The sequence below is a fragment of the Pseudomonas sp. S2_A02 genome, from assembly GCF_054668495.1.
This window is the reverse complement of sequence record NZ_CP162776.1, coordinates 399,919-423,277: the sequence shown is the minus strand read 5'-3', so window position 1 is coordinate 423,277 and position 23,359 is coordinate 399,919. Positions and strand designations below refer to the sequence as shown.

General features: G+C 59.7%; 20 protein-coding genes and 2 pseudogenes. 19 read left to right on the top strand and 3 right to left on the bottom strand.

The window, feature by feature from the left end; all coding sequences use genetic code 11:
- Positions 1-132: 132 nt before the first annotated feature.
- The 3 genes and pseudogenes from AB4O41_RS01750 to AB4O41_RS01740 all read left to right on the top strand — a co-directional run bounded on the left by AB4O41_RS01750 (position 133) and on the right by AB4O41_RS01740 (position 3,835).
- Positions 133-1,665 (top strand): efflux transporter outer membrane subunit, encoded by a 1,533-nt coding sequence (locus AB4O41_RS01750; RefSeq protein ID WP_460145933.1) that lies wholly within the window; start codon positions 133-135, stop codon positions 1,663-1,665.
- Positions 1,662-2,801 (top strand): HlyD family secretion protein, encoded by a 1,140-nt coding sequence (locus AB4O41_RS01745; RefSeq protein ID WP_460145932.1) that lies wholly within the window; start codon positions 1,662-1,664, stop codon positions 2,799-2,801. The genes AB4O41_RS01750 and AB4O41_RS01745 overlap by 4 nt, the downstream gene beginning before the upstream one ends.
- Positions 2,791-3,835 (top strand): annotated as a pseudogene (locus AB4O41_RS01740) (DUF2955 domain-containing protein). The gene AB4O41_RS01745 and the pseudogene AB4O41_RS01740 overlap by 11 nt, the downstream one beginning before the upstream one ends.
- On the opposite strand, the gene AB4O41_RS01735 reads toward AB4O41_RS01740, so the two are convergent.
- Positions 3,825-4,130, bottom strand: coding sequence for a hypothetical protein (locus AB4O41_RS01735; RefSeq protein ID WP_460145931.1), 306 nt, complete (start codon positions 4,128-4,130; stop codon positions 3,825-3,827). The pseudogene AB4O41_RS01740 and the gene AB4O41_RS01735 overlap by 11 nt on opposite strands.
- The gene (locus AB4O41_RS01730; protein WP_460145930.1) at positions 4,127-5,053 is read right to left on the bottom strand and encodes a helix-turn-helix domain-containing protein; all 927 of its coding nucleotides are present in this window, start codon (positions 5,051-5,053) and stop codon (positions 4,127-4,129) included. The genes AB4O41_RS01735 and AB4O41_RS01730 overlap by 4 nt, the downstream gene beginning before the upstream one ends.
- A gap of 160 nt (positions 5,054-5,213) precedes the next feature.
- Here AB4O41_RS01730 and AB4O41_RS01725 point away from each other — a divergent pair, with 160 nt between their 5' ends.
- From AB4O41_RS01725 to AB4O41_RS01695, 7 genes are all read left to right on the top strand, one after another.
- Positions 5,214-6,572: a glutamine synthetase family protein gene (locus AB4O41_RS01725; RefSeq protein ID WP_460145929.1), complete on the top strand. Its 1,359-nt coding sequence runs from the start codon at positions 5,214-5,216 to the stop codon at positions 6,570-6,572.
- A gap of 147 nt (positions 6,573-6,719) precedes the next feature.
- Positions 6,720-7,808 (top strand): polyamine ABC transporter substrate-binding protein, encoded by a 1,089-nt coding sequence (locus AB4O41_RS01720; RefSeq protein ID WP_460145928.1) that lies wholly within the window; start codon positions 6,720-6,722, stop codon positions 7,806-7,808.
- Positions 7,805-9,106, top strand: a complete 1,302-nt coding sequence (locus AB4O41_RS01715; RefSeq protein ID WP_460145927.1) for an NAD(P)/FAD-dependent oxidoreductase — start codon at positions 7,805-7,807, stop codon at positions 9,104-9,106. The genes AB4O41_RS01720 and AB4O41_RS01715 overlap by 4 nt, the downstream gene beginning before the upstream one ends.
- 288 nt (positions 9,107-9,394) lie before the next feature.
- On the top strand, positions 9,395-9,991 hold the full coding sequence (locus AB4O41_RS01710; RefSeq protein ID WP_367375606.1) for a paraquat-inducible protein A: 597 nt from the start codon (positions 9,395-9,397) through the stop codon (positions 9,989-9,991).
- Positions 9,988-10,656 carry a paraquat-inducible protein A gene (locus AB4O41_RS01705; RefSeq protein ID WP_460145926.1) on the top strand — a complete coding sequence of 223 codons (669 nt, stop codon included), beginning with the start codon at positions 9,988-9,990 and terminating at the stop codon, positions 10,654-10,656. Before AB4O41_RS01710 ends, AB4O41_RS01705 begins: the two co-directional genes overlap by 4 nt.
- Positions 10,637-12,292, top strand: coding sequence for a PqiB family protein (locus AB4O41_RS01700; RefSeq protein ID WP_460145925.1), 1,656 nt, complete (start codon positions 10,637-10,639; stop codon positions 12,290-12,292). Before AB4O41_RS01705 ends, AB4O41_RS01700 begins: the two co-directional genes overlap by 20 nt.
- 17 nt (positions 12,293-12,309) lie before the next feature.
- A complete protein-coding gene (locus AB4O41_RS01695; RefSeq protein ID WP_460145924.1) occupies positions 12,310-12,861 on the top strand; it encodes a PqiC family protein in 552 nt (183 codons plus the stop codon).
- Between the two features lie 7 nt (positions 12,862-12,868).
- Here AB4O41_RS01695 and AB4O41_RS01690 read toward each other — a convergent pair whose 3' ends face one another.
- On the bottom strand, positions 12,869-13,807 hold the full coding sequence (locus AB4O41_RS01690) for a site-specific integrase (RefSeq protein WP_050683231.1): 939 nt from the start codon (positions 13,805-13,807) through the stop codon (positions 12,869-12,871).
- Positions 13,808-14,195: 388 nt separating this feature from the next.
- Between AB4O41_RS01690 and arnB the strand changes: the two genes are divergently transcribed.
- From arnB to AB4O41_RS01645, 9 genes and pseudogenes are all read left to right on the top strand, one after another.
- Positions 14,196-15,344, top strand: a complete 1,149-nt coding sequence (gene arnB / locus AB4O41_RS01685; RefSeq protein ID WP_460145923.1) for a UDP-4-amino-4-deoxy-L-arabinose aminotransferase — start codon at positions 14,196-14,198, stop codon at positions 15,342-15,344.
- The gene (arnC, locus tag AB4O41_RS01680; RefSeq protein ID WP_460145922.1) at positions 15,341-16,360 is read left to right on the top strand and encodes an undecaprenyl-phosphate 4-deoxy-4-formamido-L-arabinose transferase; all 1,020 of its coding nucleotides are present in this window, start codon (positions 15,341-15,343) and stop codon (positions 16,358-16,360) included. Before arnB ends, arnC begins: the two co-directional genes overlap by 4 nt.
- Entirely contained in the window at positions 16,357-18,363 is a 2,007-nt protein-coding gene (gene arnA, locus AB4O41_RS01675; RefSeq protein ID WP_460145921.1) for a bifunctional UDP-4-amino-4-deoxy-L-arabinose formyltransferase/UDP-glucuronic acid oxidase ArnA, read from the top strand. The genes arnC and arnA overlap by 4 nt, the downstream gene beginning before the upstream one ends.
- Positions 18,363-19,247: a 4-deoxy-4-formamido-L-arabinose-phosphoundecaprenol deformylase gene (arnD, locus tag AB4O41_RS01670; protein ID WP_460145920.1), complete on the top strand. Its 885-nt coding sequence runs from the start codon at positions 18,363-18,365 to the stop codon at positions 19,245-19,247. The genes arnA and arnD overlap by 1 nt, the downstream gene beginning before the upstream one ends.
- A complete protein-coding gene (gene arnT / locus AB4O41_RS01665; protein ID WP_460145919.1) occupies positions 19,244-20,893 on the top strand; it encodes a lipid IV(A) 4-amino-4-deoxy-L-arabinosyltransferase in 1,650 nt (549 codons plus the stop codon). The genes arnD and arnT overlap by 4 nt, the downstream gene beginning before the upstream one ends.
- Positions 20,890-21,234, top strand: a complete 345-nt coding sequence (arnE, locus tag AB4O41_RS01660; RefSeq protein ID WP_460145918.1) for a 4-amino-4-deoxy-L-arabinose-phosphoundecaprenol flippase subunit ArnE — start codon at positions 20,890-20,892, stop codon at positions 21,232-21,234. The genes arnT and arnE overlap by 4 nt, the downstream gene beginning before the upstream one ends.
- Positions 21,231-21,644, top strand: a complete 414-nt coding sequence (gene arnF, locus AB4O41_RS01655) for a 4-amino-4-deoxy-L-arabinose-phosphoundecaprenol flippase subunit ArnF (protein ID WP_460145917.1) — start codon at positions 21,231-21,233, stop codon at positions 21,642-21,644. Before arnE ends, arnF begins: the two co-directional genes overlap by 4 nt.
- Complete coding sequence (locus AB4O41_RS01650; protein WP_460145916.1) at positions 21,641-23,020, top strand: UDP-glucose dehydrogenase family protein; 1,380 nt, start codon at positions 21,641-21,643, stop codon at positions 23,018-23,020. The genes arnF and AB4O41_RS01650 overlap by 4 nt, the downstream gene beginning before the upstream one ends.
- Positions 22,993-23,283: pseudogene (locus AB4O41_RS01645) on the top strand (glycosyltransferase); the annotation flags it as partial. The gene AB4O41_RS01650 and the pseudogene AB4O41_RS01645, both read left to right, overlap by 28 nt.
- Positions 23,284-23,359: the final 76 nt, after the last annotated feature.

Sequence of the window (23,359 nt, the reverse complement as noted above, 5' to 3'; positions counted from 1 at the left end):
GGTATTACGCGTCATCGTTCTTCGCGGGCAAGTCGGATCGCCGCACCGCTCGCTCCTACAGGATCTTGCCCAGGCATTCAATATTGGGGATGTTCGGATGACGTTTTCCCAAGATCTACTCTCAGTGCACCGATGCTGACGCGCTCTGGTCGGCTGCTTCTGCTGGTCGCCCTTGGCCTTGGCGGCTGTGTCCGTCTGGGGCCGGATTTTCAGGCCCCCGGCGAGGCCTGGACAAAACTCTGGAGCAGCCCCGCGCTTGAGCAGGCCAGCCAACGAAGCGTGAATCCCGACCTTCGCCAGTGGTGGCAAGTGTTCGCCGACCCGGTCCTCGACGCCCTGATCGCCGAATCGGATGCGCACAATTCAGACCTGAAAATCGCCGGGCTTCGCGTCATGGAAGCCCGTGCCCGGCTGGGCATTGCGCAAAGCGGACGCTACCCGCAACTGCAACAGGCCAGCGCCGACAGTCTGTACTTCAACCGCAAGCAATCCGGCGGCAACAACCCACAAGACAGCCACTTCTGGCAACACAGCGCGGGTTTTGACGTCGGTTGGGAACTGGACTTCTGGGGGCGCTTCAGTCGAGCCATCGAGTCGTCCGATGCCAGTTATTTCGCGGCTCAAGCCAACTATGAAGACGTACTCGTACTGCTGCGTGCTCAGGTGGCCGACACATACTTTTCGTTGCGCACCACCGAAGCGCGTTTGCGCGTCGCCCGAGAAAACGCCGAGCAGCAAAAGCGCAACTTTGAGATCACCGAAAAACTGTTCAACAGTGGCCAGAGCGCCGAACTCGACTTGCAACAAGCCAAGACCCAATACCTGGGCACCTTGAGCAGCATTCCGGATTTTGAGGCCCAAGTACTGCGCACCCGCAACGCGTTGGCCGTGCTGATCGGCCGGCCACCCAGCGCCCTGCCCCAATTGCTCGAAAACGAGGGTCTGATCCCGCTGGTGGACCGAGCCGTACTGCAAGATGTGCCGGCTAGCCTGTTGTTGCGTCGTCCGGACGTACGCGCCGCCGAACTCAATGTCGCCGCCCAGTCGGCACTGATCGGTGTGGCGCAAACCGACTTCTATCCATCGCTGACCTTGCTGGGCAGTATCGTCTGGACCACCGACACGTTGAGTGGCACCTCCAACAGCCTGGACCTGATCGGCGGCCCCAGTTTGCGCTGGAACCTGTTTGACCACGGCCAGATCAGCAACAACGTGCGTGTACAGGATGCGCGGTTGCAGCAGCTGATTGAGGTTTACCGCGACAAAGTCCGCCAGGCCGCACGGGAGGCCGATGATGCCGCCAGCAGCCTGATCAAATCACTGGAACGCGAGCGCATCCTGGGTGAAGCACAAGTCGCCGCCAAGCGTTCGTTGAGCCTGGCCAACACTCAATACCGGGAAGGTTACTCGGACTTCCAGCGCGTGCTGGATGCTCAACGCGCACTGCTCGAACAGCAGGACAATTACCTGCTCAGCCGCAGCAATGCCGTGAGCAACCTGATCGCCCTGTACAAAGCCCTTGGTGGTGGGTGGTACAGCGCGCAACCGACAGTCGATCAGAACACTCGTCAGCAAATGGAACAACGCACCGACTGGGGCAACCTGCTGAATGAGCCGGCCCCTTCGCAAGCTTCCTATCCCGTGCCAGAAGGTCCAAGCCGATGACTGAACCCTCGCCGCCTGTCACTGAGGCGCCCTCTCCCAAGGCGCCCGAGCCTGCTGCCGATCCCGCAAAAAAGGGCATCAAATGGGTGATGCTGCTGATCGTATTGAGCCTGGTCTGGTATTTTTTTGCTGACCGCTTCACGCCGTATACGCAACAGGCTCGGGTGGGAGCCTTTGTCATTCCGGTGGCATCCGAGGTGGCCGGCCGAGTAGTCCGCGTGAATGTGCGCAATAATCAAGACGTCAAGGCGGGCGATGTGCTGTTTGAGGTGTATCAGCAGCCCTATCAAATCGCCGTCGACCGCGCACGTGCCGACCTGGAGTCTACCCGCCGCCAGATCGGTGCCAGCACTGCCGGTATTGCCTCCGCGCAGGCCTCGTTGCGAGCGGCCCAGGCCAACGAACTCAGGGCTCGGCAGGATAACGAACGCCTTGAAGGCTTGTACCGCGAAGACCGGGGTACCATTTCCGTGCGCCTGCTCGAAGTCTCTCGGGCTAGTCGTGAACAGGCCATCAGTCAGGTCGCCGCAGCCCGTGCCGAAGTTCAGCGGGCACGGGAACAGGAAGGCGGCAGCGAAGAAGACAACGCGCTGTTGCGTAGCGCCGCCACGGCGTTGTCAAAAGCGGAGCTGGACTTGTCCAACACGCAGATTCGCGCACGGTCGGCGGGACTTGTCACCGATCTGCGCACCGATGTCGGACAGTTCGCCACTGCCGGCAGCCCGGTCATGACCCTGATTGCCATCCACGATGTGTGGATCAGCGCGGACATGACTGAAAACAACCTTGGCCTGGTCGAGGTCGACACCCCTGTTTCGATCGTTCTGGATGCTCTGCCGGGAAAGGTTTTCGAGGGCCGTGTGCGCAGTGTCGGTTACGGCGTCAGCGTCGGTCAGAGCACTGCGCCCGGCAGCCTTCCCAGTGTGCAGAACAGTCGTGACTGGCTGCGTCCGGCCCAGCGTTTTCCGGTGATCATCGAGTTTTCCGAGGACTCAAGGAAGACGCTGTTCGACAGTCGCGCCATCCGTGCCGGTGGGCAGGCTGAAGTCATGGCGTTTCCTACCGAAGGCAATCCGCTGAACCCGCTTGGGCGTCTGTTTGTAGGGCTAATGAGCTGGCTGAGCTATGCCTATTAAGGGCGTGTCTACTCAGCACACGCCCCGTGTTCAACGGGCGTTGCGTCTCGCCACGGGCACGGCGCTATGCCTGGCCATCAGCTTCGGCCTGGCGCTGCCGATCCCCTTTATTTCGCCAGTGCTCGCCGTGTTGCTATTGGCCTCGCTCAATCGGCCTTTGCCGTTCAAGGCCGGGCTGGTGCTTGCGGTCGCTGCGATGTTAACCACCGGCGTCGGCCTATTGTTGATTCCGATCCTGCGTTATTACCCGATTACCGGCGTGCTACTGATCGGAGTCAGTCTGTTCCTGGCCTTTGGTTTTGGCCTGCGCGGCGGCAATACCTTGGTCATGACCTTCCTGATCATTGGCCTGACCATGATTTCCTCGGCCGGCGTCGCCGAGTTCGATCTGGCGATGATGGTCATTGGCGCCTTGGTCGTGGGCTTGATCCTCGCCGTCATCGTCGTGGCGTTCAGTCACTGGTTGTTTCCTGATCCCGCCAATGCACCTCCCCCCCGCCGCCAGCGCATTGCCGACGCAAGAGGTGAGCCGGGTTGCACTGCGTGCCACCTTGATCGTTATACCGGCATTTCTGTTGGCGCTGATTGACCCCAGCTATCTGCCAATCATTTTGAAAGCGGTCAGCCTTGGCCAGCAGAGTTCGACGACAACGGCGCGTAGCGCTGGTCACGAACTGCTCGGTTCGACCTTTATGGGAGGCCTGCTGGCCATTGTGTTCTGGTGCGCGCTCAGCCTGTTTGTGCACCTGTGGATGTTCTTTCTGTGGATGCTCCTGTTCGGCTTGCTGTTGGCGCGCAAGCTCTATGCCCTGAGCCCGACCCGACAAACCCCGGGGTTCTGGCTCAACAGCCTGATCACGTTGATCATCCTGCTGGGCCAGTCGGTTCAGGACAGCCTCGCCGGGAAGGATGTCTACACCGCCTTCGTCGTGCGCATGGGATTGTTTATCGCGCTCACGCTCTATGCCTTGCTGATGGTTCATCTACTCGATCAGCGGCAGCGCAATCCTGGCGTCACTCAGCTCACGGAGTGACCTGATAACCCCGCCCTTGCAGGCAACCTTGATCGTGCTGTTTCACATCGTCCTCGACCGGCTCATAAAACTCGTCATGTTGACGTCCTCGTACCTGCGTAGCATCCACGGCAGCACCCTCCGAGGGTGGCGGGCTTGAAGTGCTCTGGCTCGCCGTGACGTTGCTGCAATCATTGATGTCCAGCTGGATTTGTTGCGAGTTCTGCCCGTTCAAGGGCACGACCGTTTCGGCCTGAACCTGCGTGTAGACCATCAACATGACGGCACACAGGCTGAAAGACGATAACCGACTCATGATGACCTCCGACACGGTCCACTGTGTTTGCGGGCCAGCGTTTGACTGGGAAGTTCCTGGAACAACGCTCGATAACTGCTGGAAAACCGCCCCAAATGCCAGAACGACCAATCCATCGCCACTTGCGCGACCGTCGTTTCCCCGGCCGTTCGCCTGAGCAATTCGCGGCGCGCGCTGTTGAGCCGACGCAAGCGCAACCAATGCGTGGGTGTCATTCCGGTATACGCCTTGAACGCATGCTGCAACTGACGCAGCGAAATCTCGGCCACTTGGGACAGCTCCAGCAAATTGAGGGTTTCTTCCGGTGTATCGGCGGCCCATTCGGCGACGCGCTTCATGATCGTTCGCTCTTCCGCCCGACGCTGCAAACCTGCGCGATCAAGGCACACACAGGCGTTATCGAGGATGTACAAACAGTCCTCCAGGAGCTGCTGGGTCAACGCCTCTTTGCTCGGCGGATCCAGCGTCTGCGTCAGCCGCGTCAACGTCCCGCTCAACCAGCGGCTGAACAGCGCGTTCTGGCCTGAATTGAGCGGCGACATGAACAAGCCTTCGAGCCGCGCCACGTCCAGGCCATGCCGCTGAACGAATTCCGGACCGAACACCACGGCGATTTCCTGGTAGTTCTCCGGGGTGATCCAGATATTGCGGCTTTCACCATTCAACACATACAGCGAGTTGTCATTGCGATCGAAACAGAACGCCAGCGCGCCTTCCGGGGCGCTGAAATTCTGCTCGACCCGGGTGTTCATCTGTTCCTCGTAAATCTCTACGCCTTGCAAATCCAGATAGCGCACCCGCCCGGCGAAATGCCCCGGGGACATCTGCTGATAGTGCTGCACCCAACCCGGTGTGGCGCGGATTTGCTCGGCCACGTCGGCAGTGTTGAACGCTTGAACCTGTAACGGATTGCACGCTGTCATGGGGCGCCTTGCGCACTCTTTTGGTGCGCTTTGTGCTGTTTAAAGTGGATAGATGGAACGGCGAGGCTCACCCAAGATAGTCGTCAACGCGCTACAGGGGAAGTGTTCGGTGGATGAAGCCGCTTTCCCCTGCGTCAATAAAACCAACAACGAGGTCTTTATGAATGTCCCTTTCGATCAGCTGCTCACGTGGCTGAAAGATCACAAGATTACCGAGGTCGAGTGTGTGGTCAGCGACTTGACCGGCATCGCTCGCGGCAAGATTGCACCCACCAACAAGTTCCTGCATGAACGAGGCATGCGCCTGCCGGAAAGTGTGCTGTTGCAAACGGTAACCGGGGACTTTGTCGACGACGACATCTACTACGACCTGCTCGACCCGGCCGACATCGACATGGTCTGCAAGCCCGTTTCCGATGCGGTTTACGTTATTCCATGGGCCATCGAGCCGACCGCCATCGTGATCCACGACACGTTCGACAAGTTCGGCAATCCCATCGAACTGTCGCCACGCAACGTGCTGAAAAAAGTCCTGAAACTCTACACCGACAAAGGCTGGAAACCGATTGTCGCGCCGGAAATGGAGTTCTACCTGACCCAGCGCTGCGAAGACCCGGACTTGCCGCTCAAGGCGCCGCTGGGACGTTCGGGCCGTGCGGAAAGCGGTCGTCAGTCGTTTTCCATCGACGCCGCCAACGAGTTCGACCCACTGTTTGAAGACGTCTACGACTGGTGCGAACTCCAGGGCCTGGACCTCGACACGCTGATCCACGAAGACGGCCCGGCGCAGATGGAAATCAACTTCCGTCACGGTGATGCGCTGGACCTGGCGGACCAGATCACCGTGTTCAAACGCACCCTGCGCGAAGCGGCACTCAAGCACAACGTCACCGCGACCTTCATGGCCAAACCCATCGGCGACGAACCCGGCAGCGCCATGCATATCCATCAAAGCGTGGTGGACATCGCCACCGGCCAGCCGATTTTCGCCGATGCCGACGGGCAGATGAGCGAGCTGTTCCTGCACCACATCGGCGGCTTGCAAAAGTACATTCCCAAAGTGCTGCCGATGTTTGCGCCCAACGTCAATTCGTTCCGCCGCTTCCTGCCGGACACCTCGGCGCCGGTCAACGTTGAATGGGGCGAAGAAAACCGCACCGTCGGCCTGCGCGTACCGACCTCCACCCCGGACGCCATGCGCGTGGAAAACCGCTTGCCCGGCGCCGACGCCAACCCTTATCTGGCGATTGCCGCGAGCCTGTTGTGCGGTTATCTGGGCATGGTCGAACGCATTGAACCGAGCGCGGCGGTACAAGGCCGCGCCTACGCGCGGCGCAATCTGCGCCTGCCGATCACCATCGAAGACGCCCTGACGCGCATGGAAGAGTGCGAAACCATCGAGCGCTATCTGGGCAGCAAATTCGTCCGGGGTTACGTCGCGGTCAAGCGTGCCGAACACGAAAACTTCAAGCGCGTGATCAGCTCCTGGGAGCGTGAGTTCCTGCTGCTCAGCGTTTAGTCCCCTGATGATCGTTCCCATGCTCCGCGTGGGAACGCAGCCAGGACGCTCCGCGTCCCAGAAGCGGACGCGGAGCGTCCGTGGAGGCATTCCCACGCAGAGCGTGGGAACGATCAACATCCGAAAACAATTCGAAGAGGTGTCGATATGCGTCTATTGAAATCCGTGGTTCCGGTCGCGCTGACGTTGCTGTTCAGCGCCACTGCGCAAGCTCAGCCAAGCGTGAGCGTCTACAACTGGACCGATTACATCGGCGAGACCACCCTCGCCGACTTCCAGGCGAAAACCGGGACCAAGGTGATCTACGACGTATTCGATTCCAACGAAACCCTGGAGGGCAAACTGCTCGCCGGCCGCACAGGTTATGACGTGGTAGTGCCCTCCAACCATTTCCTCGCACGTCAGGTGAAAGCCGGCGCGTTCCTCAAACTGGACCGCTCGCAGCTGCCCAACTGGAAAAACCTCGACCCCAAACTGCTGGCCTTGCTGGAAAAAAACGATCCGGGCAATGAACATTCGGTGCCGTACCTGTGGGGCACCAACGGCATTGGCTACAACGTCGACAAGGTCAAGCAAGTGCTGGGCATTGATCGCATCGATTCCTGGGCGGTGTTTTTCGAACCGCAGAACCTGAAGAAGCTCAGTCAGTGCGGCGTGTCGATGATGGATTCGGCGGATGAAGTGTTCCCGGCAGTCTTGAACTACATGGGCATGGACCCACGCAGCGAAAATCCCGAGGACTTTAAAAAGGCCGAAGCCAAACTGATGACCATCCGGCCTTACATCACCTATTTCCATTCGTCCAAGTACGTGTCGGACCTGGCCAATGGCGACATCTGCGTTGCGTTCGGCTATTCGGGCGATGTGTTCCAGGCGGCGAACCGCGCCAAGGAAGCGAAAAACGGTGTGAACATCGCCTACTCGATCCCGAAGGAAGGCAGCAACCTGTGGTTCGACCTGTTGGCAATTCCTGCCGACGCCAGCAACCCGAAAGAGGCCCATTCGTTCGTCAACAACCTGCTGGACCCTCAGGTAATCGCCAAGGTCAGCGCCTCGGTCGGTTACGCCAATCCAAACCCGGCGGCCAAGCAATACATGGACCCGGAGCTGGTCAATAATCCAGAGGTCTATCCTCCTCAGGAAGTCCTCGACAAGCTCTACATCTCAACCACCCCGCCCCAGCCGATCATGCGTCTGATGACCCGTTCCTGGAGCAAAGTGAAGTCCAGCCAATGAATCAGTACGACAACGAACACGTTCATTCCTATTACGCTGCATCGGCGAAGGGCATGACCCCCTACCCCACGCTGGACTCGGATTTTGAGGCCGATGTCTGCGTGGTGGGCGGCGGTTTTACCGGGGTCAACACCGCGATCGAACTGGCGCAGCGTGGGCTCTCGGTGATTCTGCTGGAAGGCCGGCGGATCGGCTGGGGCGCCAGCGGGCGTAACGGCGGGCAGCTGATTCGCGGCATCGGCCACGACGTCAGCGGTTTCGCCCGATATGTCGGTCAGGACGGCGTGCGCTATTTGGAGCGTGCAGGCATCGAGTCAGTGGAACTGGTGGGCAACCGCATCCGCGAACACGGGATTGATTGCGACCTGCGCTGGGGCTTCTGCGAGCTGGCCAACACCGCGGCGCAGTTCGCAGCGTTCAAGACTGAACTGCAAAGCCTCGCCGAACTGGGTTACCCCCATGAGACCCGACTTGTCGGCCCCGAGCAGATCCGCCAACAAGTGGTGGGCTCCGATGTTTATGCCGGCGGCCTGATCGACATGGGTTCGGGGCATTTGCATCCGCTGAATCTGGTGCTTGGCGAAGCGCGCGTTGCCGAATCCCTTGGGGTACGAATATTCGAGCAAAGCCCGGTGCTGGAGTTGATTCACGGCAGCATCGTGCAGATTCGCTGCGCCGGCGGCATGGTGCGGGCCGGCAGTCTGGTGCTGGCCTGCAACGCGCATCTGGAAGAACTCGAACCACGCCTGAGTGGCAAGGTTTTACCGGCGGGCAGTTATATCATCGCCACCGAACCTTTGGCACCTGAGGTTGCCGCCCAATTGATCCCGCAGAACCTGGCGTTGTGCGACCAGAAAGTCGGCCTCGATTACTACCGGCTCTCGGCGGATCGACGGTTGTTGTTCGGCGGTGCCTGCCATTATTCCGGGCGTGACCCTGCAGACATCGAAGCCTATATGCGACCAAAAATGCTCAAGGTCTTCCCGCAGCTGGCGGATGTGCGCATCGATTATCAATGGGGCGGCAAGATTGGCATCTCCGCCAACCGCTTCCCCCAGGCCGGGCGCTTGAGCCAGTACCCGAACGTGTTCTATGCCCAGGGTTATTCCGGTCATGGGCTGAACGTGACCCATTGGTGCGCGCGGTTGCTGGCTGAAGCGATTCATGCCGGGCACAGCAAGGGGCTGGATGTTTTCAGCGCTGTGCCGCACATGACCTTCCCCGGTGGACGAGTGCTGCGCTCGCCGCTGCTGGCCCTCGGCATGTTCTGGTATCGCCTGCGCGAATTGCTCGGCTGAAGCGAGATACCGTCGTGGGGACTGGTTTACTCGCAAGGGCGGGGTGTCAGCCACTTATTGGTTGAATGTCAGGTCGTCTTCGCGAGCAAGCCCGCTCCCACATTCGACCGCATTCCTCTGAGAGAACTCGGTCACTTGTGGGAGCGGGCTTGCTCGCGAAGAACGATGACGCGGTCGATCAGACTTTATGCCCCCATCCTCTTGATCAGTCTTTTAATTTGCTCAATCGCAAGTCACTTCTATATTGAGGGAGTGCTCTGACTTTCCTGTTCCTGGCGAGTGCGGCCTATGGCTACGACTGACCAACTGATCATTTGCGAGCACTGCGACTGCGTGTATGAAAAAGTCACGCTCGCCAAACATCAAAAAGCCTTGTGCACCTGCTGCGGCGGCGTGCTCCAGCGTTATAACGGACTGTCGGTGGAGCAGCGTCTGGCCTTGGCCTTCACGGCAACGATGCTGTGGATTTTCGCCAATTTCTATCCAGTCATGAGCATCAGCATGAAGGGCCTGAAAAACAGTGCGACGCTGTGGGACTCGGTATTGGCGTTGAGCCAGGGGCCGATTACCTTTATTGCGCTGGTGGCGGCGATATCCATCATCATCGCGCCGCTGTTTCAACTGGTATTGCTGATCTGGGTCCTGAGCTTCGCCCTCGGACATCGGCGCTCACCCGGTTTCAAAGTGTGCATGCGCTGGCTGGAAACCCTCAGGCCCTGGAGCATGCTCGAAGTCTGTCTGCTGGGCGCAATGGTCGCGGTGTTCAAACTCGCAGGGTTGCTGGATGTCATACCCGGCATCGGCCTGTTTGCCCTGGCCGTTCTCAGCCTGCTGTTGATTCGCATCGCCGGGCGCGATGTCCGTGAACTGTGGGACATTTTATGAACAGCCCACCGCACGCCAGCGAACTCAACCTGTGCCTGTGCCACAGCTGCGGCCTGGCCTGCGACATAACCGACAACCCTCACGAATGCCAACGCTGTGGCGCGCCACTGCATGCCCGCAAAACCAACTCACTGAGCCGGACATGGGCCTATCTGCTGGCCTCACTGGTGTTTTATATCCCGGCCAATCTGCTGCCGGTCATGAACACCAGTCTGTTCGGCAACGGCTCCGACAGCACCATCATGAGCGGTGTGCTGGAGTTCTGGGCACACGGTGCGTGGGACATTGCCCTGATCATTTTCATCGCCAGCATCGCGGTACCGGGCATCAAGTTCGTCGCCCTTTCCCTGCTGCTGATCACCGTGCAACGCGGCAGCCTTTGGGCGCGCAAGGAACGTTCGAAGCTTTACCGTTTCGTCGAGCTGATCGGCTACTGGTCGATGCTCGACGTGATTGTTGTCGCGCTGGTCGCCGCGCTAGTGAAATTCCAGGCCCTGGGCGATATCGAACCGCGTCTGGGCATTCTGTTTTTTGGTCTGGTGGTGGTGTTCACCATGCTGTCTGCCATGAGTTTCGACCCGCGGCTGATCTGGGATAAAGAGCGGGATAACCAGCAGAATAACCCACCAAACGAGGAGCTCACGGATGAAGTCGCAAGCCACTGACGGGCCGCAAGCCCCCGGCCAGGCCACTATCAAGACCCGTCGCTTCAGCGTTTCGCTGGTGTGGATCGTGCCGATCGTTGCGGTGCTGGTGGGGATCTCCCTGGTGATACACAGCGTGATGCAGGAAGGTCCGACCATCACCATCACGTTCAAGACCGGTGGCGGCCTCACGGCCAACAAAACCGAGGTCAAATATCGCAATGTGGTCATCGGCCATGTCTCGGAGGTGAAACTGAGCGGTGACCAGAAGAATGTCAACGCCACGATCAAACTCGACAAACAGGCTGAAAGCTTCACCCGCGAAGACTCGCAATTCTGGGTCGTGCGCCCGCGCATTGGTGCCGGCGGCGTTTCGGGCATCGATACGCTGCTGTCGGGTGACTACATTGGCGCCGACATCGGCCAGGCCAATGCCCGTTCCAAGCACTTCACGGGGCTGGAAAACCCGCCGCCCATTACCTATGGCGAACCGGGTAAACGCTTCACGCTGCACACTCAGGACCTCGGCTCGCTGGATATCGGCTCCCCCGTCTACTACCGCAAGATCCCGGTCGGGCAAGTGGTGGCGTATGCGCTGGATGCCGACGGCAAAGGAGTGAACATCGAAGTCTTCGTGCATTCACCCAATGACGCCTACGTCACTGAGAACACCCGGTTCTGGAACGCCAGTGGTATCGATGTGAGCGTCGGTGCCAATGGTTTTGCGGTGAAGACCGAATCCCTGTCTTCGTTGTTGGTGGGTGGCATCGCGTTTCGCGCGCCGGATTACAGCCCCAACGATCAGCCGGCCACCGAGGATAGAGGTTTTGACCTGTTCGCAGATCAGCAAACCGCCCTCGCTCCCCCCTATGGTAAAGGGCAGTACTTGGGCCTGCGTTTCGATCAGGCCTTGCGCGGGCTCAAGATCGACGCGCCGGTGGAATTCCTCGGTGTGGAATTTGGCAAAGTCGTGTCGATCAATCTGGATTTCGACGCCAAAAAACGCAGCTTTCCAGTCAATGTCGGCATCGTGATCTACCCGCAACGACTCGGCCAGGCCCACACCAAGATGCTTAAGGCCTTGAATCATGATCCCAATGACGAAGCCGCCAGTATCAAGCTGATGGGCAGCTTCATCGAAAGCGGCCTGCGGGCCCAGGCCCGTAGCGGCAATCTGTTGACCGGTCAGCTCTACATCGCGCTCGATTTCTACCCCGACGCGGAGAAAGTCGTGTTCGACCCAACCGCTCGTCCTGTCATCATTCCCACCATTCCTGGCAGCCTCGAACAGTTGCAGGAGAAACTGGAGGGCATGGTCAACAAGATCAACCAACTGCCAATCGAACGCATTGCCGGCAATCTCGACAGCAACCTCGTCGAACTGCGCAAGGGGCTCGTACAGTTCAACGCCAGGACCCTGCCCGGCGTACAAACCACCCTGGCGGACGTCAGCAAGACCTTGCAATCGGCCAGTTCGACCCTCGCCGACGATTCGCCGCAACGGGAACAACTGACTCAGACCCTGGATGAACTCGGGCGCATGTCTCGCTCACTGCGTGAGCTCTCGGACTACCTGGGCCGGCATCCGGAATCACTGATTCGCGGTCGCCCCAACAATGCCGCGCCGATGGACTTGCAGCCGCCCCCGCGCAACTGACCACAGGAGCAACACCCATGGCTTTTTCGCTGAAGATCACGCTGGTCACCGCGCTGTTGTTGCTCACCGCTTGCCGCAGCGATCCGATTCAGTTCCACACCCTGACCCCCGCCCAATTGAGTGGCGCAAGCAGCAGCGCGGAAATCCAGATCGAAAGCATCACGGTGCCGCCCCAGGTCGACCGCCCGCAGATTGTCATTCGCCAAGGCAACAGTGGCCTGGCGATCCTCGAAACCCAATGGTGGGCGGCAAGCCTGGTGGACGAATTGCGCAGCGCCCTGGTCGATCAACTGGTCAACAGCAACCTGCAACGCAGAGTGTCGTTGCGACTGGATGTACAACGCTTTGATTCGGTTCCCGGTCAATACGCGTTGATCGACGTCAAATGGCGCCTGCGCAGCCTCGGCGCCGGCGATACCGCACTGATCACCTGTCGCAGCACGTTGCAGACCCCTTCCGGCCCGAGCATTGATGACCTGGTGGTCGCTCATCAGAACAATGTGAAACGGTTAGCTGCCGCTATCAGTCAGGCGATCGGCTCGCAAAAAGGGTGTCCTTCGGCGTCCTGATAGTGGTTCACAAATCGAAGCGATCAACCGCCCGACGGCGTTCGTTGTCGTCGCGCACATCGTAATTGGCCGTGGTCTGGATGTTGCTGTGATGGGCCAGTTTCTGCGCGATCGACAGGTCGTGCTCTTCAATCACTCGGGTAATGAACGACCGCCGGAAGTCGTGCGGCATGATTTTCACCCCGACCTGTGCGCCGCGTTGCCGGGCAATGTAGTAGATCGCATGTTTGGTGATGCGCTCGCGGGTAATGTGGCTGCCACGGCGGATGCGGTTGAACAGGAACGGATCATCCGTCTCGCCCTCCTTTAACTGCGAACGCCGCAACTCCAGCCACGCGTCCAGTTTGGCGAAGGCCCAGGCTGGCGCGTACTTGATCAGCTGTTTGTTGCCCTTGGCGGTGACGCACAGGCTGCGCTCGGTGAAATCCACTTGGGCCAGGTCCAGGTTCACCGATTCCGATTTACGCATCCCCGAACCGTACAGAATCCCGATGATGGCCGCGTCCCGTAGCCCTTGTGGCCGTGGATCGGCGGCGCATACCTCCATCAAGTCGCGAATCAAGGTGCGCTTGAGGTTGCGCCCCTGGGACAGTCGCGTGCCGGCAATGCCTTTGACCGAGCGCATTTTCAGCAAGTGCTCCTGACTGATCAGGCTCATGCGCCATGCTTCGTTCATCACCCCGCGCACCGCGTTAACGTACAGCGACGAGGTGTTTGGCGCGTAGCCGTCTTCGCGCAAGGTCGCCACCAGTGCAACGACATCCTCGGGCTGCAGTTGATGCCAGGGAATCTCTTCGATGTTCATGTCTTCGAAGTCCAGACGGTCAGCGGCGTCCTGCAATACATAACGCATGGTCAACTGGCTGGACGGCGCCAGACGCGCCAGATACAGGGTCAACGGGTTGGCTTTTGAAACGATGGATTCAGTAGCAGGTAAGTCAATCAATGAAACGGCCTTGAAATTAATAAAGTTCAAAAAAATAACTAAGGATTGCAACACAAGTCCTGTAACGAGAACACTTCTGTAAGTCTTTTCTTATAAAAAGAGCGATAAACGGCAGAAGTCTGAACAGTGGCTGTATGAGCTTCAGATAAACGATTCGCCAACCGGTTTTTCATGTTCCTTTCACAAAATCGCGCTTAATCTCCATGGATCCGAAATGATTCCGTGTGAGTGTCCAACCTGCCGACCATGACACGAAAAGTCAACCAATGTGATTTGTCGCAACTTTTTTGCAACTGCTTGATGCACCTTCTGTTTTAGCGTCTACGCTGAGATTGGATCCATTGTTTTCGGCCTGTAAGGCTGTCTATTTTTCTACCCCGAGGTGCCCATGACTCAGGCGTTTCTCCCCTTCTCCCGCCCCAGTATCGGCGCTGAAGAAGTAGCCGCGGTAGAACAAGTACTGCGCTCCGGCTGGATTACTACCGGGCCGAAAAACCAGCAACTGGAAGAGCACTTCGCCCACTATGTCGGCTGTCGCCATGCCGTCGCATTGTCCTCGGCCACCGGCGGGATGCACATCACATTACTGGCATTGGGAATTGGTCCCGGCGACGAAGTCATCACACCGTCCCAGACCTGGGTATCGACCGCCAACATGATCTGCCTGCTCGGCGCGACACCAGTTTTCGTCGACGTTGACCGCAACACCTTGATGAGCGACCTGGCGAGCATCGAGGCGGCAATAACCCCTCGCACCAAGGCCATCATTCCGGTGCATTACGCCGGCGCGGCGTTCGACCTCGATCCGCTCTATGCGCTGGCCGACAAACATGGCATCGCTGTCATCGAAGACGCGGCGCATGCGGCGGGCACTTTCTACAAAGGTCGGCATGTCGGCGCCCAAGGCACGGCGATTTTCTCGTTCCACGCGATCAAGAACATGACCTGCGCCGAGGGCGCGATGTTCGTCAGTGACGACGAAGCACTGGCCACTCGTGTGCGCATGCTCAAGTTTCATGGCCTTGGCGTGGATGCCTATGACCGCCTCACCCACGGCCGTAAACCCCAGGCCCAAGTCATGGAGCCTGGCTTCAAGTACAACCTGGCCGACATCAATGCCGCCATCGCCCTGGTGCAACTGGAGCGTCTGGACGCGATCAACGCCAAGCGCACGGAGCTGGCTCAAACCTATTTGCAGCGCCTGGAAGGCTTGCCGGTGCAACCGCTGGCCATTCCGGCGTATGCGCAGCAGCACGCCTGGCACCTGTTCATCCTGCGCATTGACACCGAACGTTGCGGGCTTGACCGCGAGGCGTTCATGAAAGCCCTGCAAGAACAGAACATCGGTACCGGCATTCACTTCATCGCCACTCACCTGCACACGTACTACCGCCAGCGTTTCCCCAACATCTACCTGCCCAACACCGAATGGAATTCGGCGCGGCTGTGTTCGATCCCGTTGTTCCCCGACATGACCACCGACGACGTCGATCGTGTCGTCGACGCCATTGAAAACATAGTGGACAGACGCCTGTGAAACCTTATCCGATCCGTTGCGTATCAATCGTCATCCCGGTCTACAACGAGCAAGACAGCCTGCCCGAGTTGCTCAGGCGCACCGAAGCGGCGTGCCAGCAACTGCACCAGGATTACGAAATTGTATTGGTCGATGACGGCAGTCGCGACAACTCGGCGCAAATCCTCGAGGACGCAGCCAGCCGCGAGTGCAGCCCGGTGGTGGCGGTCATTCTCAATCGTAACTACGGCCAGCACGCAGCGATCATGGCCGGTTTCGAACAGTGCAAGGGTGATGTGGTGATCACCCTCGACGCCGACCTGCAAAACCCGCCGGAAGAAATCCCGCGGTTGGTGGCTCAGGCCGAATTGGGCTACGACGTGGTCGCCACGGTGCGCAACAATCGTCAGGACTCAGCCCTGCGCCGCTGGCCGTCGAAGTTGATCAACCTCGCCGTGCAGCGTTCCACCGGCGTTGCCATGACCGACTACGGCTGCATGCTGCGCGCCTATCGCCGGACCATCGTCGACGCCATGCTCGCCTGCCGCGAACGCAGCACCTTCATCCCGATCCTGGCCAACAGCTTCGCCCGGCACACCACGGAAATCCTGGTGACCCACGCCGAGCGCGAACACGGCGAATCCAAATACAGCCCGATGCGCCTGATCAACCTGATGTTCGACCTGATCACTTGCATGACGACCACGCCCCTGCGCCTGCTGAGCATCGTCGGCTTCGGCATGGCGGCGCTCGGTGTGCTATTCGCCATCGCGTTGGTTGTGCTGCGCCTGGTTTTCGGTGCCGGTTGGGCCGGCGGCGGCACGTTCGTCCTGTTCGCCGTGCTGTTCGTTTTCACCGGCGGGCAATTCATTGGCATGGGCCTGTTGGGTGAGTACCTGGGCCGCATGTACAGCGACGTCCGGGCGCGCCCACGGTTCTTCATCGAAAAGGTTTTGCGTAGCACTCCCTCTGCCCCTGCTCCCGTTGTCACCGTCGACGGCCTCACTTCCACTTCTTCAGATCAGGTTCTCTCATGAGCGCAACAGCTGTTGTCTTCGCCTATCACGATATTGGCTGTGCCGGCATCGAAACCCTGCTCAATTCGGGTTACGAGATTACCGCCGTGTTCACCCATCCCGATGACCCGAAGGAAAACGCGTTCTACGGCTCGGTTGCGCAACTGTGCGCGCGCAACGGCATCCCGGTGCACGCCCCGGAAGACGCCAACCACCCGCTGTGGATCGAGCGCATCAGCAAGCTCAACCCCGATTACCTGTTCTCGTTCTACTACCGCAACCTGTTGAGCGAGCCGCTGTTGGCCACGGCCAGTAAAGGCGCGTTCAACCTGCACGGCTCGTTGCTGCCTCGCTACCGTGGCCGGGCACCGGCCAACTGGGTGCTGGTCAACGGTGAAACCGAAACCGGCGTGACCCTGCACCGCATGGTCAAGCGTGCCGACGCGGGCGCGATCATCGCCCAGCAGCGGGTGGCGATCGAGCGCACCGATACCGCGCTGATCCTGCACGGCAAATTGCGCCTGGCAGCCACCGATCTGCTGCGCGACACCTTGCCTGCACTGCTTCAGGGCAAATTCAATGAAACCCCACAGGATGAATCCAAAGCCACGGTGTTTGGCCGTCGTACCCCGGCGGACGGCAAGCTGCTCTGGAGCAAACCGGCTGAAGAGCTGTTCAATCTGGTCCGCGCCGTGACCCAACCTTACCCGGGCGCGTTCTGCGCGGTGGGTGAGCACAAGCTGATTGTCTGGAGCGCCGACGTCGTCAAGGGCAATGAAGGCCAGACTCCGGGGCGTGTCATCAGCGTCGAGCCGTTGCGTATCGCCTGTGGCGAAGACTCGCTGGTGATCAACGCCGGCCAGCGCAATGACAACGGCCTGTACCTGAGCGGCCCGCAACTGGCCAACGAGCTGGGGCTGGTCGATGGCTCGGTGCTGCGTGGCGCCGAATCGGGCCGTGGACCGCGTCGCACCCGGGTGCTGATTCTTGGCGTCAACGGTTTCATCGGCAATCACCTGTCCGAACGCCTGCTGCGTGACGACCGGTATGAAGTGTACGGCCTGGACATCGGCTCGGACGCCATCGAGCGGTTGCGCAGCCATCCGAACTTCCACTTCGTCGAAGGCGACATCAGCATCCACTCAGAGTGGATCGAGTACCACATCAAGAAGTGCGACGTCGTTCTGCCGCTGGTGGCGATCGCCACGCCGATCGAATACACGCGCAATCCGCTAAGGGTGTTCGAACTGGACTTCGAAGAGAACCTGAAGCTGGTTCGCTACTGCGTCAAGTACAACAAGCGCGTGATTTTCCCGTCGACCTCCGAAGTTTATGGCATGTGCCAGGACGGTAACTTCGATGAAGACAGCTCCAACCTGGTGGTCGGGCCGATCAACAAGCAACGCTGGATCTACTCGATCTCCAAGCAGTTGCTCGACCGGGTGATCTGGGCTTACGGCCAAAAAGGCCTGAATTTCACCCTGTTCCGCCCTTTCAACTGGATGGGCCCGCGCCTGGACCGTCTGGACTCTGCACGCATCGGCAGTTCCCGGGCGATCACCCAGTTGATTCTGAATCTGGTGGAAGGCACGCCGATTCGTCTGTTCGACGGCGGTGAGCAAAAACGCTGCTTCACCGACATTGCCGACGGCGTCGAAGCCCTGGCGCGGATCATCGACAACGAGAGCGACGCCTGCAACGGCCAGATCATCAATATCGGCAACCCGGACAACGAGGCCAGCATTCGTCAGTTGGGCGAAGAATTGCTGCGTCAGTTCGAGGCTCACCCGCTGCGCGACAACTTCCCGCCGTTTGCCGGTTTCCGCGATATCGAAAGCAAAGCCTTCTATGGCACTGGCTATCAGGACGTGTCTCATCGCAAACCGAGCATCGCCAATGCCAAGCGTCTGCTTGACTGGACACCAACGGTGCAGATGAGCGAGACCATTGGCAACACGCTGGACTTCTTCTTGCGCGAGGCCATGCTCGAAATCGCGGAGCAATCTACAGAAGAAGCACGTTGATGCAGGCAGGCCTTCGAATCGATGTCGACACTTACCGAGGCACCCGTGAGGGGGTGCCCCGGTTGCTCGAAATGCTCGATGAAGCTCAAGTCAGGGCGACCTTCTTCTTCAGCGTCGGACCGGACAACATGGGGCGCCACCTGTGGCGTCTGATCCGCCCGCAATTCCTCTGGAAGATGCTGCGTTCCAACGCCGCCGGCCTGTATGGCTGGGACATTGTGCTGGCCGGCACCGCGTGGCCGGGCAAGCCAATCGGCCGCGATCTCGGGTACCTGATGCGTCAAACCCTGGCGGCCGGGCATGAAGTCGGCCTGCACGCCTGGGATCACCACGGCTGGCAGGCCAATGCCGGGCGCTGGAGCGAGGCGCAGTTGATCGAGCAGATTCGTCGTGGCGTCGATAGTCTCAGTGATATCCTCGGGCAAAAAGTAGAGTGCTCGGCGTCTGCTGGTTGGCGGGCGGACGAGCGCGTGATCGAGGCCAAGCAGGGTTTCGGCTTTCGCTACAACAGCGATTGCCGGGGGCAGCGCCTGTTCCGGCCGACATTGGCCGATGGCAGTCCGGGGATACCGCAGATCCCGGTGGACCTGCCGACCTTCGATGAGGTGGTCGGCCCGGCTGTCGCGGCCAAGGACTTCAATGCGTTCATACTTCAGCGGTTCACCCCGCAAACACTGAACGTCTATACAATCCATGCCGAAGTAGAAGGGATTCTAATGGCCAACGATTTCCGTCAACTGCTGGCCGATGCGCGCCGGCAGGACATTCATTTCCAACCCTTGGGCGACCTGTTGCCCGAGGCACCCGCCACTTTGCCCATGGGCCATGTCGCGCGCGGCACCCTTGAGGGCCGAGAGGGCTGGCTGGGGGTACAAGGCGCATGAGCAAGCGCTGGGCACTGCCGTTTTTGCTGGTCGTTTTGGCGCTGGCGTACTTGCTGCCGCTGGGTACTCACGGTTTATGGATTCCCGACGAAACTCGCTATGCCCAGATCAGCCAGGACATGCTCCTGAGCGGTAACTGGGTGTCGCCGCACTTCATAAGCCTGCGTTACTTCGAAAAACCAGTGGCCGGTTATTGGATGATCGCCATTGGCCAGGCGCTGTTTGGCGACAACCTGTTTGGCGTACGCATCGCCTCGGTGCTGAGCACCGGGCTGAGCGTGTTGCTGTGTTACCTGATCGCCCGGCGGCTGTGGAATGAACCGCGCAAAAGCTTTGCCTGCGCGCTGCTGTACATGAGTTTTACCATCGTCGCCGGGCAAGCCGGCTATGCCAACCTCGATCCGCAATTCACTTTCTGGGTCAACCTGAGCCTGGTGGCTTTGTGGTTTGCGCTGGACAGCGTCAACCGTGGCCCGCGTCTGCTCGGCTGGGCGCTGCTGGGGCTGGCCTGCGGCATGGGCTTCATGACCAAGGGTTTCCTCGCCTGGCTGCTGCCGGTGCTGATCGCCCTGCCCTGGATGCTCTGGCAAAAACGCTGGCGGGAGCTGCTGACTTACGGCCCGGTGGCGATTGTCGTGGCGATTGCGGTGAGCCTGCCGTGGGTCCTGGCAGTGCATGCGCAGGAACCCGATTACTGGCGGTTCTTCTTCTGGCACGAACACATTCGTCGCTTCGCCGGGGATGACGCTCAACATGAGGCGCCATGGTGGTTCTACCTGCCGCTGCTGGTGGCGTTCAGTCTGCCGTGGGCGGCGTTGCTGCCGTCGGCGCTGAAACAGGCATGGCAGACCCGGCATCAGAAAGGCATCGCTTTCCTGTTGCTGTGGCTGCTGATGCCGTTGGCATTTTTCAGCCTGAGCAACGGCAAATTGCCGACCTACATCTTGCCTTGCCTGCTGCCTTTGGCCTTGCTGCTGGGCCATGCCCTGGCGGATCGACTGAAGCGGGAACAGGGCCGGGTACTGGGGATCAATGGCCTGCTGAACCTGACGTTGGGCGTGGTCACCCTGATTACGCTGGTCTATCTGCAACTGAAAAAGCCACTGTACGACCATGAGCTGCACAACCTGATTTTGGTGTTCATCGGGTTGATTGGCTGGATCATGGCGAACTTGCTGCAAGCCTTCCGCCCATTGCAATGCTGGGCTGCCCTGGCCTTCGGCAGTTTGCTGCTGATCGGCGTGCTGCCGGCCGGGTTGCCCGACTCGGTGGTGGCGAACAAGATGCCCGACCAGTTCATCCTCGAGCACGTCGAGGAACTGGCACAGTCCGGCAAGCTATTGAGCAACGACCTGGGCGCCGCGTCAGCCCTGGCCTGGCGCTTGAAACGCCCCGACGTGGCGTTGTACAACACGATAGGTGAATTGAAATATGGCCTCGCCTATCCTGATGGCTCACAGCAGCGGGTCGACCTCGATCAAGTGCAACAGTGGATGCGCGAAGCCCGCCAGAGTGGCTCGGTTGGCGTGGTGATGCGGGTCAAGGGCGATGACGAACTGCAAGAAGTCGAACGACTGCCCAAGGATGGCAAACGTTATGAACAAGGCAACCTGGTCATTCTGATTTTCCCTCAGGAGGCGTCATGAGCCTGTTGCTCGTATTGGCTGCCTGCCTGCTGACCTGCCTGGGCCAGATCGCCCAGAAGTACGCCGTGGAAAGTTGGCGTGGCAAGACGTCGGGCTGGGGCGAGAAACTGCGCTCGCCGTGGCTGTGGCTGGCGCTCGCCTCTCTGGGGTTGGGCTTGCTGGTCTGGCTGCTGGTGTTGCAGCGCCTTGAAGTCGGCATCGCCTATCCCATGCTCAGCCTGAATTTCGTGTTGATCACATTGGTCGCCCGTTTCGTCTTTCACGAAACCATCGATCGCCGCCACTGGCTGGGCGTGGCACTGGTGATCGTTGGCGTGGCACTGCTGGGGCAACACGCGTGAACCGACGTCGCGGACTCGCCTTCGCCCTGATCAGCGTATTGCTGGGCAGCGCCGCGCAGTTGGGCATGCGCTGGAGCATGACCCGCTTGCCCCATCCCGAACAATTGATATCGGCCTTGAGTAGCGGCAGCATTGATGTATCTGCCGTGGCCGTCGTGCTGGTCGCCATCCTCGCCTATGCCGTATCGATGCTCACCTGGCTCGCCGCCCTGCGGGATTTACCGCTGGGTCGGGCCTATTCGCTGCTGAGCATCAGCTACGCGCTGGTGTATGTGCTGGCCGCCAGCCTGCCGTTATTCAACGAAACCTTCAGTCTTTCGAAAACACTGGGGGTGGCGCTGGTCATCCTCGGCGTTATCACTATCAACTCTCGACCTGCTCGTGCGCCCGAAATTAGGAGTGCTTCATGAAAATCAGTGTATTTGGTAGCGGTTATGTTGGCCTGGTGCAAGCCGCTGTCCTGGCTGAAGTCGGCCACGACGTGGTGTGCATGGACATTGACGAGAAGAAAGTCGCGCTGCTGCAACAAGGCCACGTCAGCATCTTCGAACCGGGGCTGGCCAGCCTGGTGCGTGAAAGCCTGGAAGCCAAACGGCTGCAGTTCACCACGAACGAAAAATTCGCGGTGCAGCATGGCCAGGTGCTATTCATCGCCGTCGGCACGCCGTCCCGGGAGGATGGTTCGGCGGATCTGCAATACGTACTGTCAGTGGGTGAAGCGGTGGCGCGTCATCGCGAGCAGCCGGTGATTCTGGTGGAGAAATCCACGGTGCCGGTGGGCACGGGCGATACGCTGCGCGCTCATATCGACAAATACCTGCTCGAGGCCGGCCGGCTGTTGCAGTTCGATATCGTCTCCAACCCCGAGTTTCTCAAAGAAGGTTCGGCCGTGGCTGATTGCCGGCGCCCGGACCGCATCATCATCGGCTGTGAGCGCGATGAAGTGCGCGACGTGATGCGCGACCTCTACGCCCCCTTCAACCGCAACCACGACCGCATCATGTTCATGGACCTGCGCAGCGCCGAGCTGACCAAGTACGCCGCCAACTGCATGCTGGCGACCAAGATCAGTTTCATCAACCAGATCGCCGAGCTGGCCGAACACCTGGGCGCCGACATCGAATCGGTTCGCCTGGGTATCGGTGCCGATTCGCGCATCGGTTATCACTTCATCTATCCCGGCTGCGGTTATGGTGGCTCGTGTTTCCCCAAGGACATGCGCGCGCTGATTCACAGTGCCGAAGAAGCCCACTGCTCCAGCGATCTGCTGCAAGCGGTGGAAGCGATCAACGAGCGGCAAAAACACAAACTGTTCGAACGCATCAACGCCTTCTACAAGGGCGATTTACGCGGCAAGACCTTCGCCGTGTGGGGCCTGGCCTTCAAGCCCAACACCGACGACATGCGCGATGCGCCGAGCCGGGTGCTGCTGGAATCTCTGTGGGCCGCCGGGGCCAATGTGCGGGCGTTCGACCCGGAAGCCATGCAGGAAACCCAGCGTCTGTACCCTGACGAGTCGAAACTGATGCTCATGGGCACCCCGGAATCCGTGCTATCAGGCGCCGATGCCTTGATCGTCTGCACCGAGTGGCAGCAGTTCAAAGCCCCGGATTTCGACTTGATCGAGCAGCGCCTGAATGCTCCAGTGATCTTCGACGGGCGCAACCTGTACGATGCCGAACGCCTTGAGCGCAGCGGCTTCAAGTACTTCCCGATGGGCCGTGGCGAATCGCGCAACCTGCCTATTCCCCATCAGCAATGGCCAGCGGCCTCGGTCGTGGCGTGAACACAGTTTCGCCCGGCATTCGTCGGCAGTCCCTGGGGGTTGGGCTGCTGGCGCTGATGCTGTTCATCGCCGGGGTTTATCAGCAAGCGGCAATCGGTTTCGACTCGCGGTTCGTGCTGTTCGCCCAGGAGATGCTGCGCCACGGGCCATCGGTTTTTCCGACTACCTACGGCCAGCCCTATGCCGATTATTCAGCAGTTTCGACGCTGTTCATCTGGTTGTTGTCCCTGCCGTTCGGGCAGGTCAACAGCCTCAGCGCCTGGCAAGATTTGCAACCAGTGTTCACCGAATCGATTCAAGAACTCGAAGCGCTGCCAGGGCCGGTTTGGTTGATCATGG

Excerpts from the sequence above, each read along its gene's own strand:
- arnA (WP_460145921.1), top strand. The coding sequence starts at position 16,357 with ATGAGCGCAACAGCTGTTGTCTTCGCCTATCACGATATTGGCTGTGCC.
- AB4O41_RS01710 (WP_367375606.1), top strand. The coding sequence starts at position 9,395 with ATGGCTACGACTGACCAACTGATCATTTGCGAGCACTGCGACTGCGTG.
- AB4O41_RS01725 (WP_460145929.1), top strand. The coding sequence starts at position 5,214 with ATGAATGTCCCTTTCGATCAGCTGCTCACGTGGCTGAAAGATCACAAG.
- arnT (WP_460145919.1), top strand. The coding sequence starts at position 19,244 with ATGAGCAAGCGCTGGGCACTGCCGTTTTTGCTGGTCGTTTTGGCGCTG.
- arnD (WP_460145920.1), top strand. The coding sequence starts at position 18,363 with ATGCAGGCAGGCCTTCGAATCGATGTCGACACTTACCGAGGCACCCGT.
- AB4O41_RS01745 (WP_460145932.1), top strand. The coding sequence starts at position 1,662 with ATGACTGAACCCTCGCCGCCTGTCACTGAGGCGCCCTCTCCCAAGGCG.
- AB4O41_RS01715 (WP_460145927.1), top strand. The coding sequence starts at position 7,805 with ATGAATCAGTACGACAACGAACACGTTCATTCCTATTACGCTGCATCG.
- AB4O41_RS01720 (WP_460145928.1), top strand. The coding sequence starts at position 6,720 with ATGCGTCTATTGAAATCCGTGGTTCCGGTCGCGCTGACGTTGCTGTTC.
- arnB (WP_460145923.1), top strand. The coding sequence starts at position 14,196 with ATGACTCAGGCGTTTCTCCCCTTCTCCCGCCCCAGTATCGGCGCTGAA.
- AB4O41_RS01705 (WP_460145926.1), top strand. The coding sequence starts at position 9,988 with ATGAACAGCCCACCGCACGCCAGCGAACTCAACCTGTGCCTGTGCCAC.
- AB4O41_RS01695 (WP_460145924.1), top strand. The coding sequence starts at position 12,310 with ATGGCTTTTTCGCTGAAGATCACGCTGGTCACCGCGCTGTTGTTGCTC.
- AB4O41_RS01735 (WP_460145931.1), bottom strand. The coding sequence starts at position 4,130 with ATGAGTCGGTTATCGTCTTTCAGCCTGTGTGCCGTCATGTTGATGGTC.
- AB4O41_RS01650 (WP_460145916.1), top strand. The coding sequence starts at position 21,641 with ATGAAAATCAGTGTATTTGGTAGCGGTTATGTTGGCCTGGTGCAAGCC.
- AB4O41_RS01700 (WP_460145925.1), top strand. The coding sequence starts at position 10,637 with ATGAAGTCGCAAGCCACTGACGGGCCGCAAGCCCCCGGCCAGGCCACT.
- AB4O41_RS01730 (WP_460145930.1), bottom strand. The coding sequence starts at position 5,053 with ATGACAGCGTGCAATCCGTTACAGGTTCAAGCGTTCAACACTGCCGAC.
- arnE (WP_460145918.1), top strand. The coding sequence starts at position 20,890 with ATGAGCCTGTTGCTCGTATTGGCTGCCTGCCTGCTGACCTGCCTGGGC.
- AB4O41_RS01750 (WP_460145933.1), top strand. The coding sequence starts at position 133 with ATGCTGACGCGCTCTGGTCGGCTGCTTCTGCTGGTCGCCCTTGGCCTT.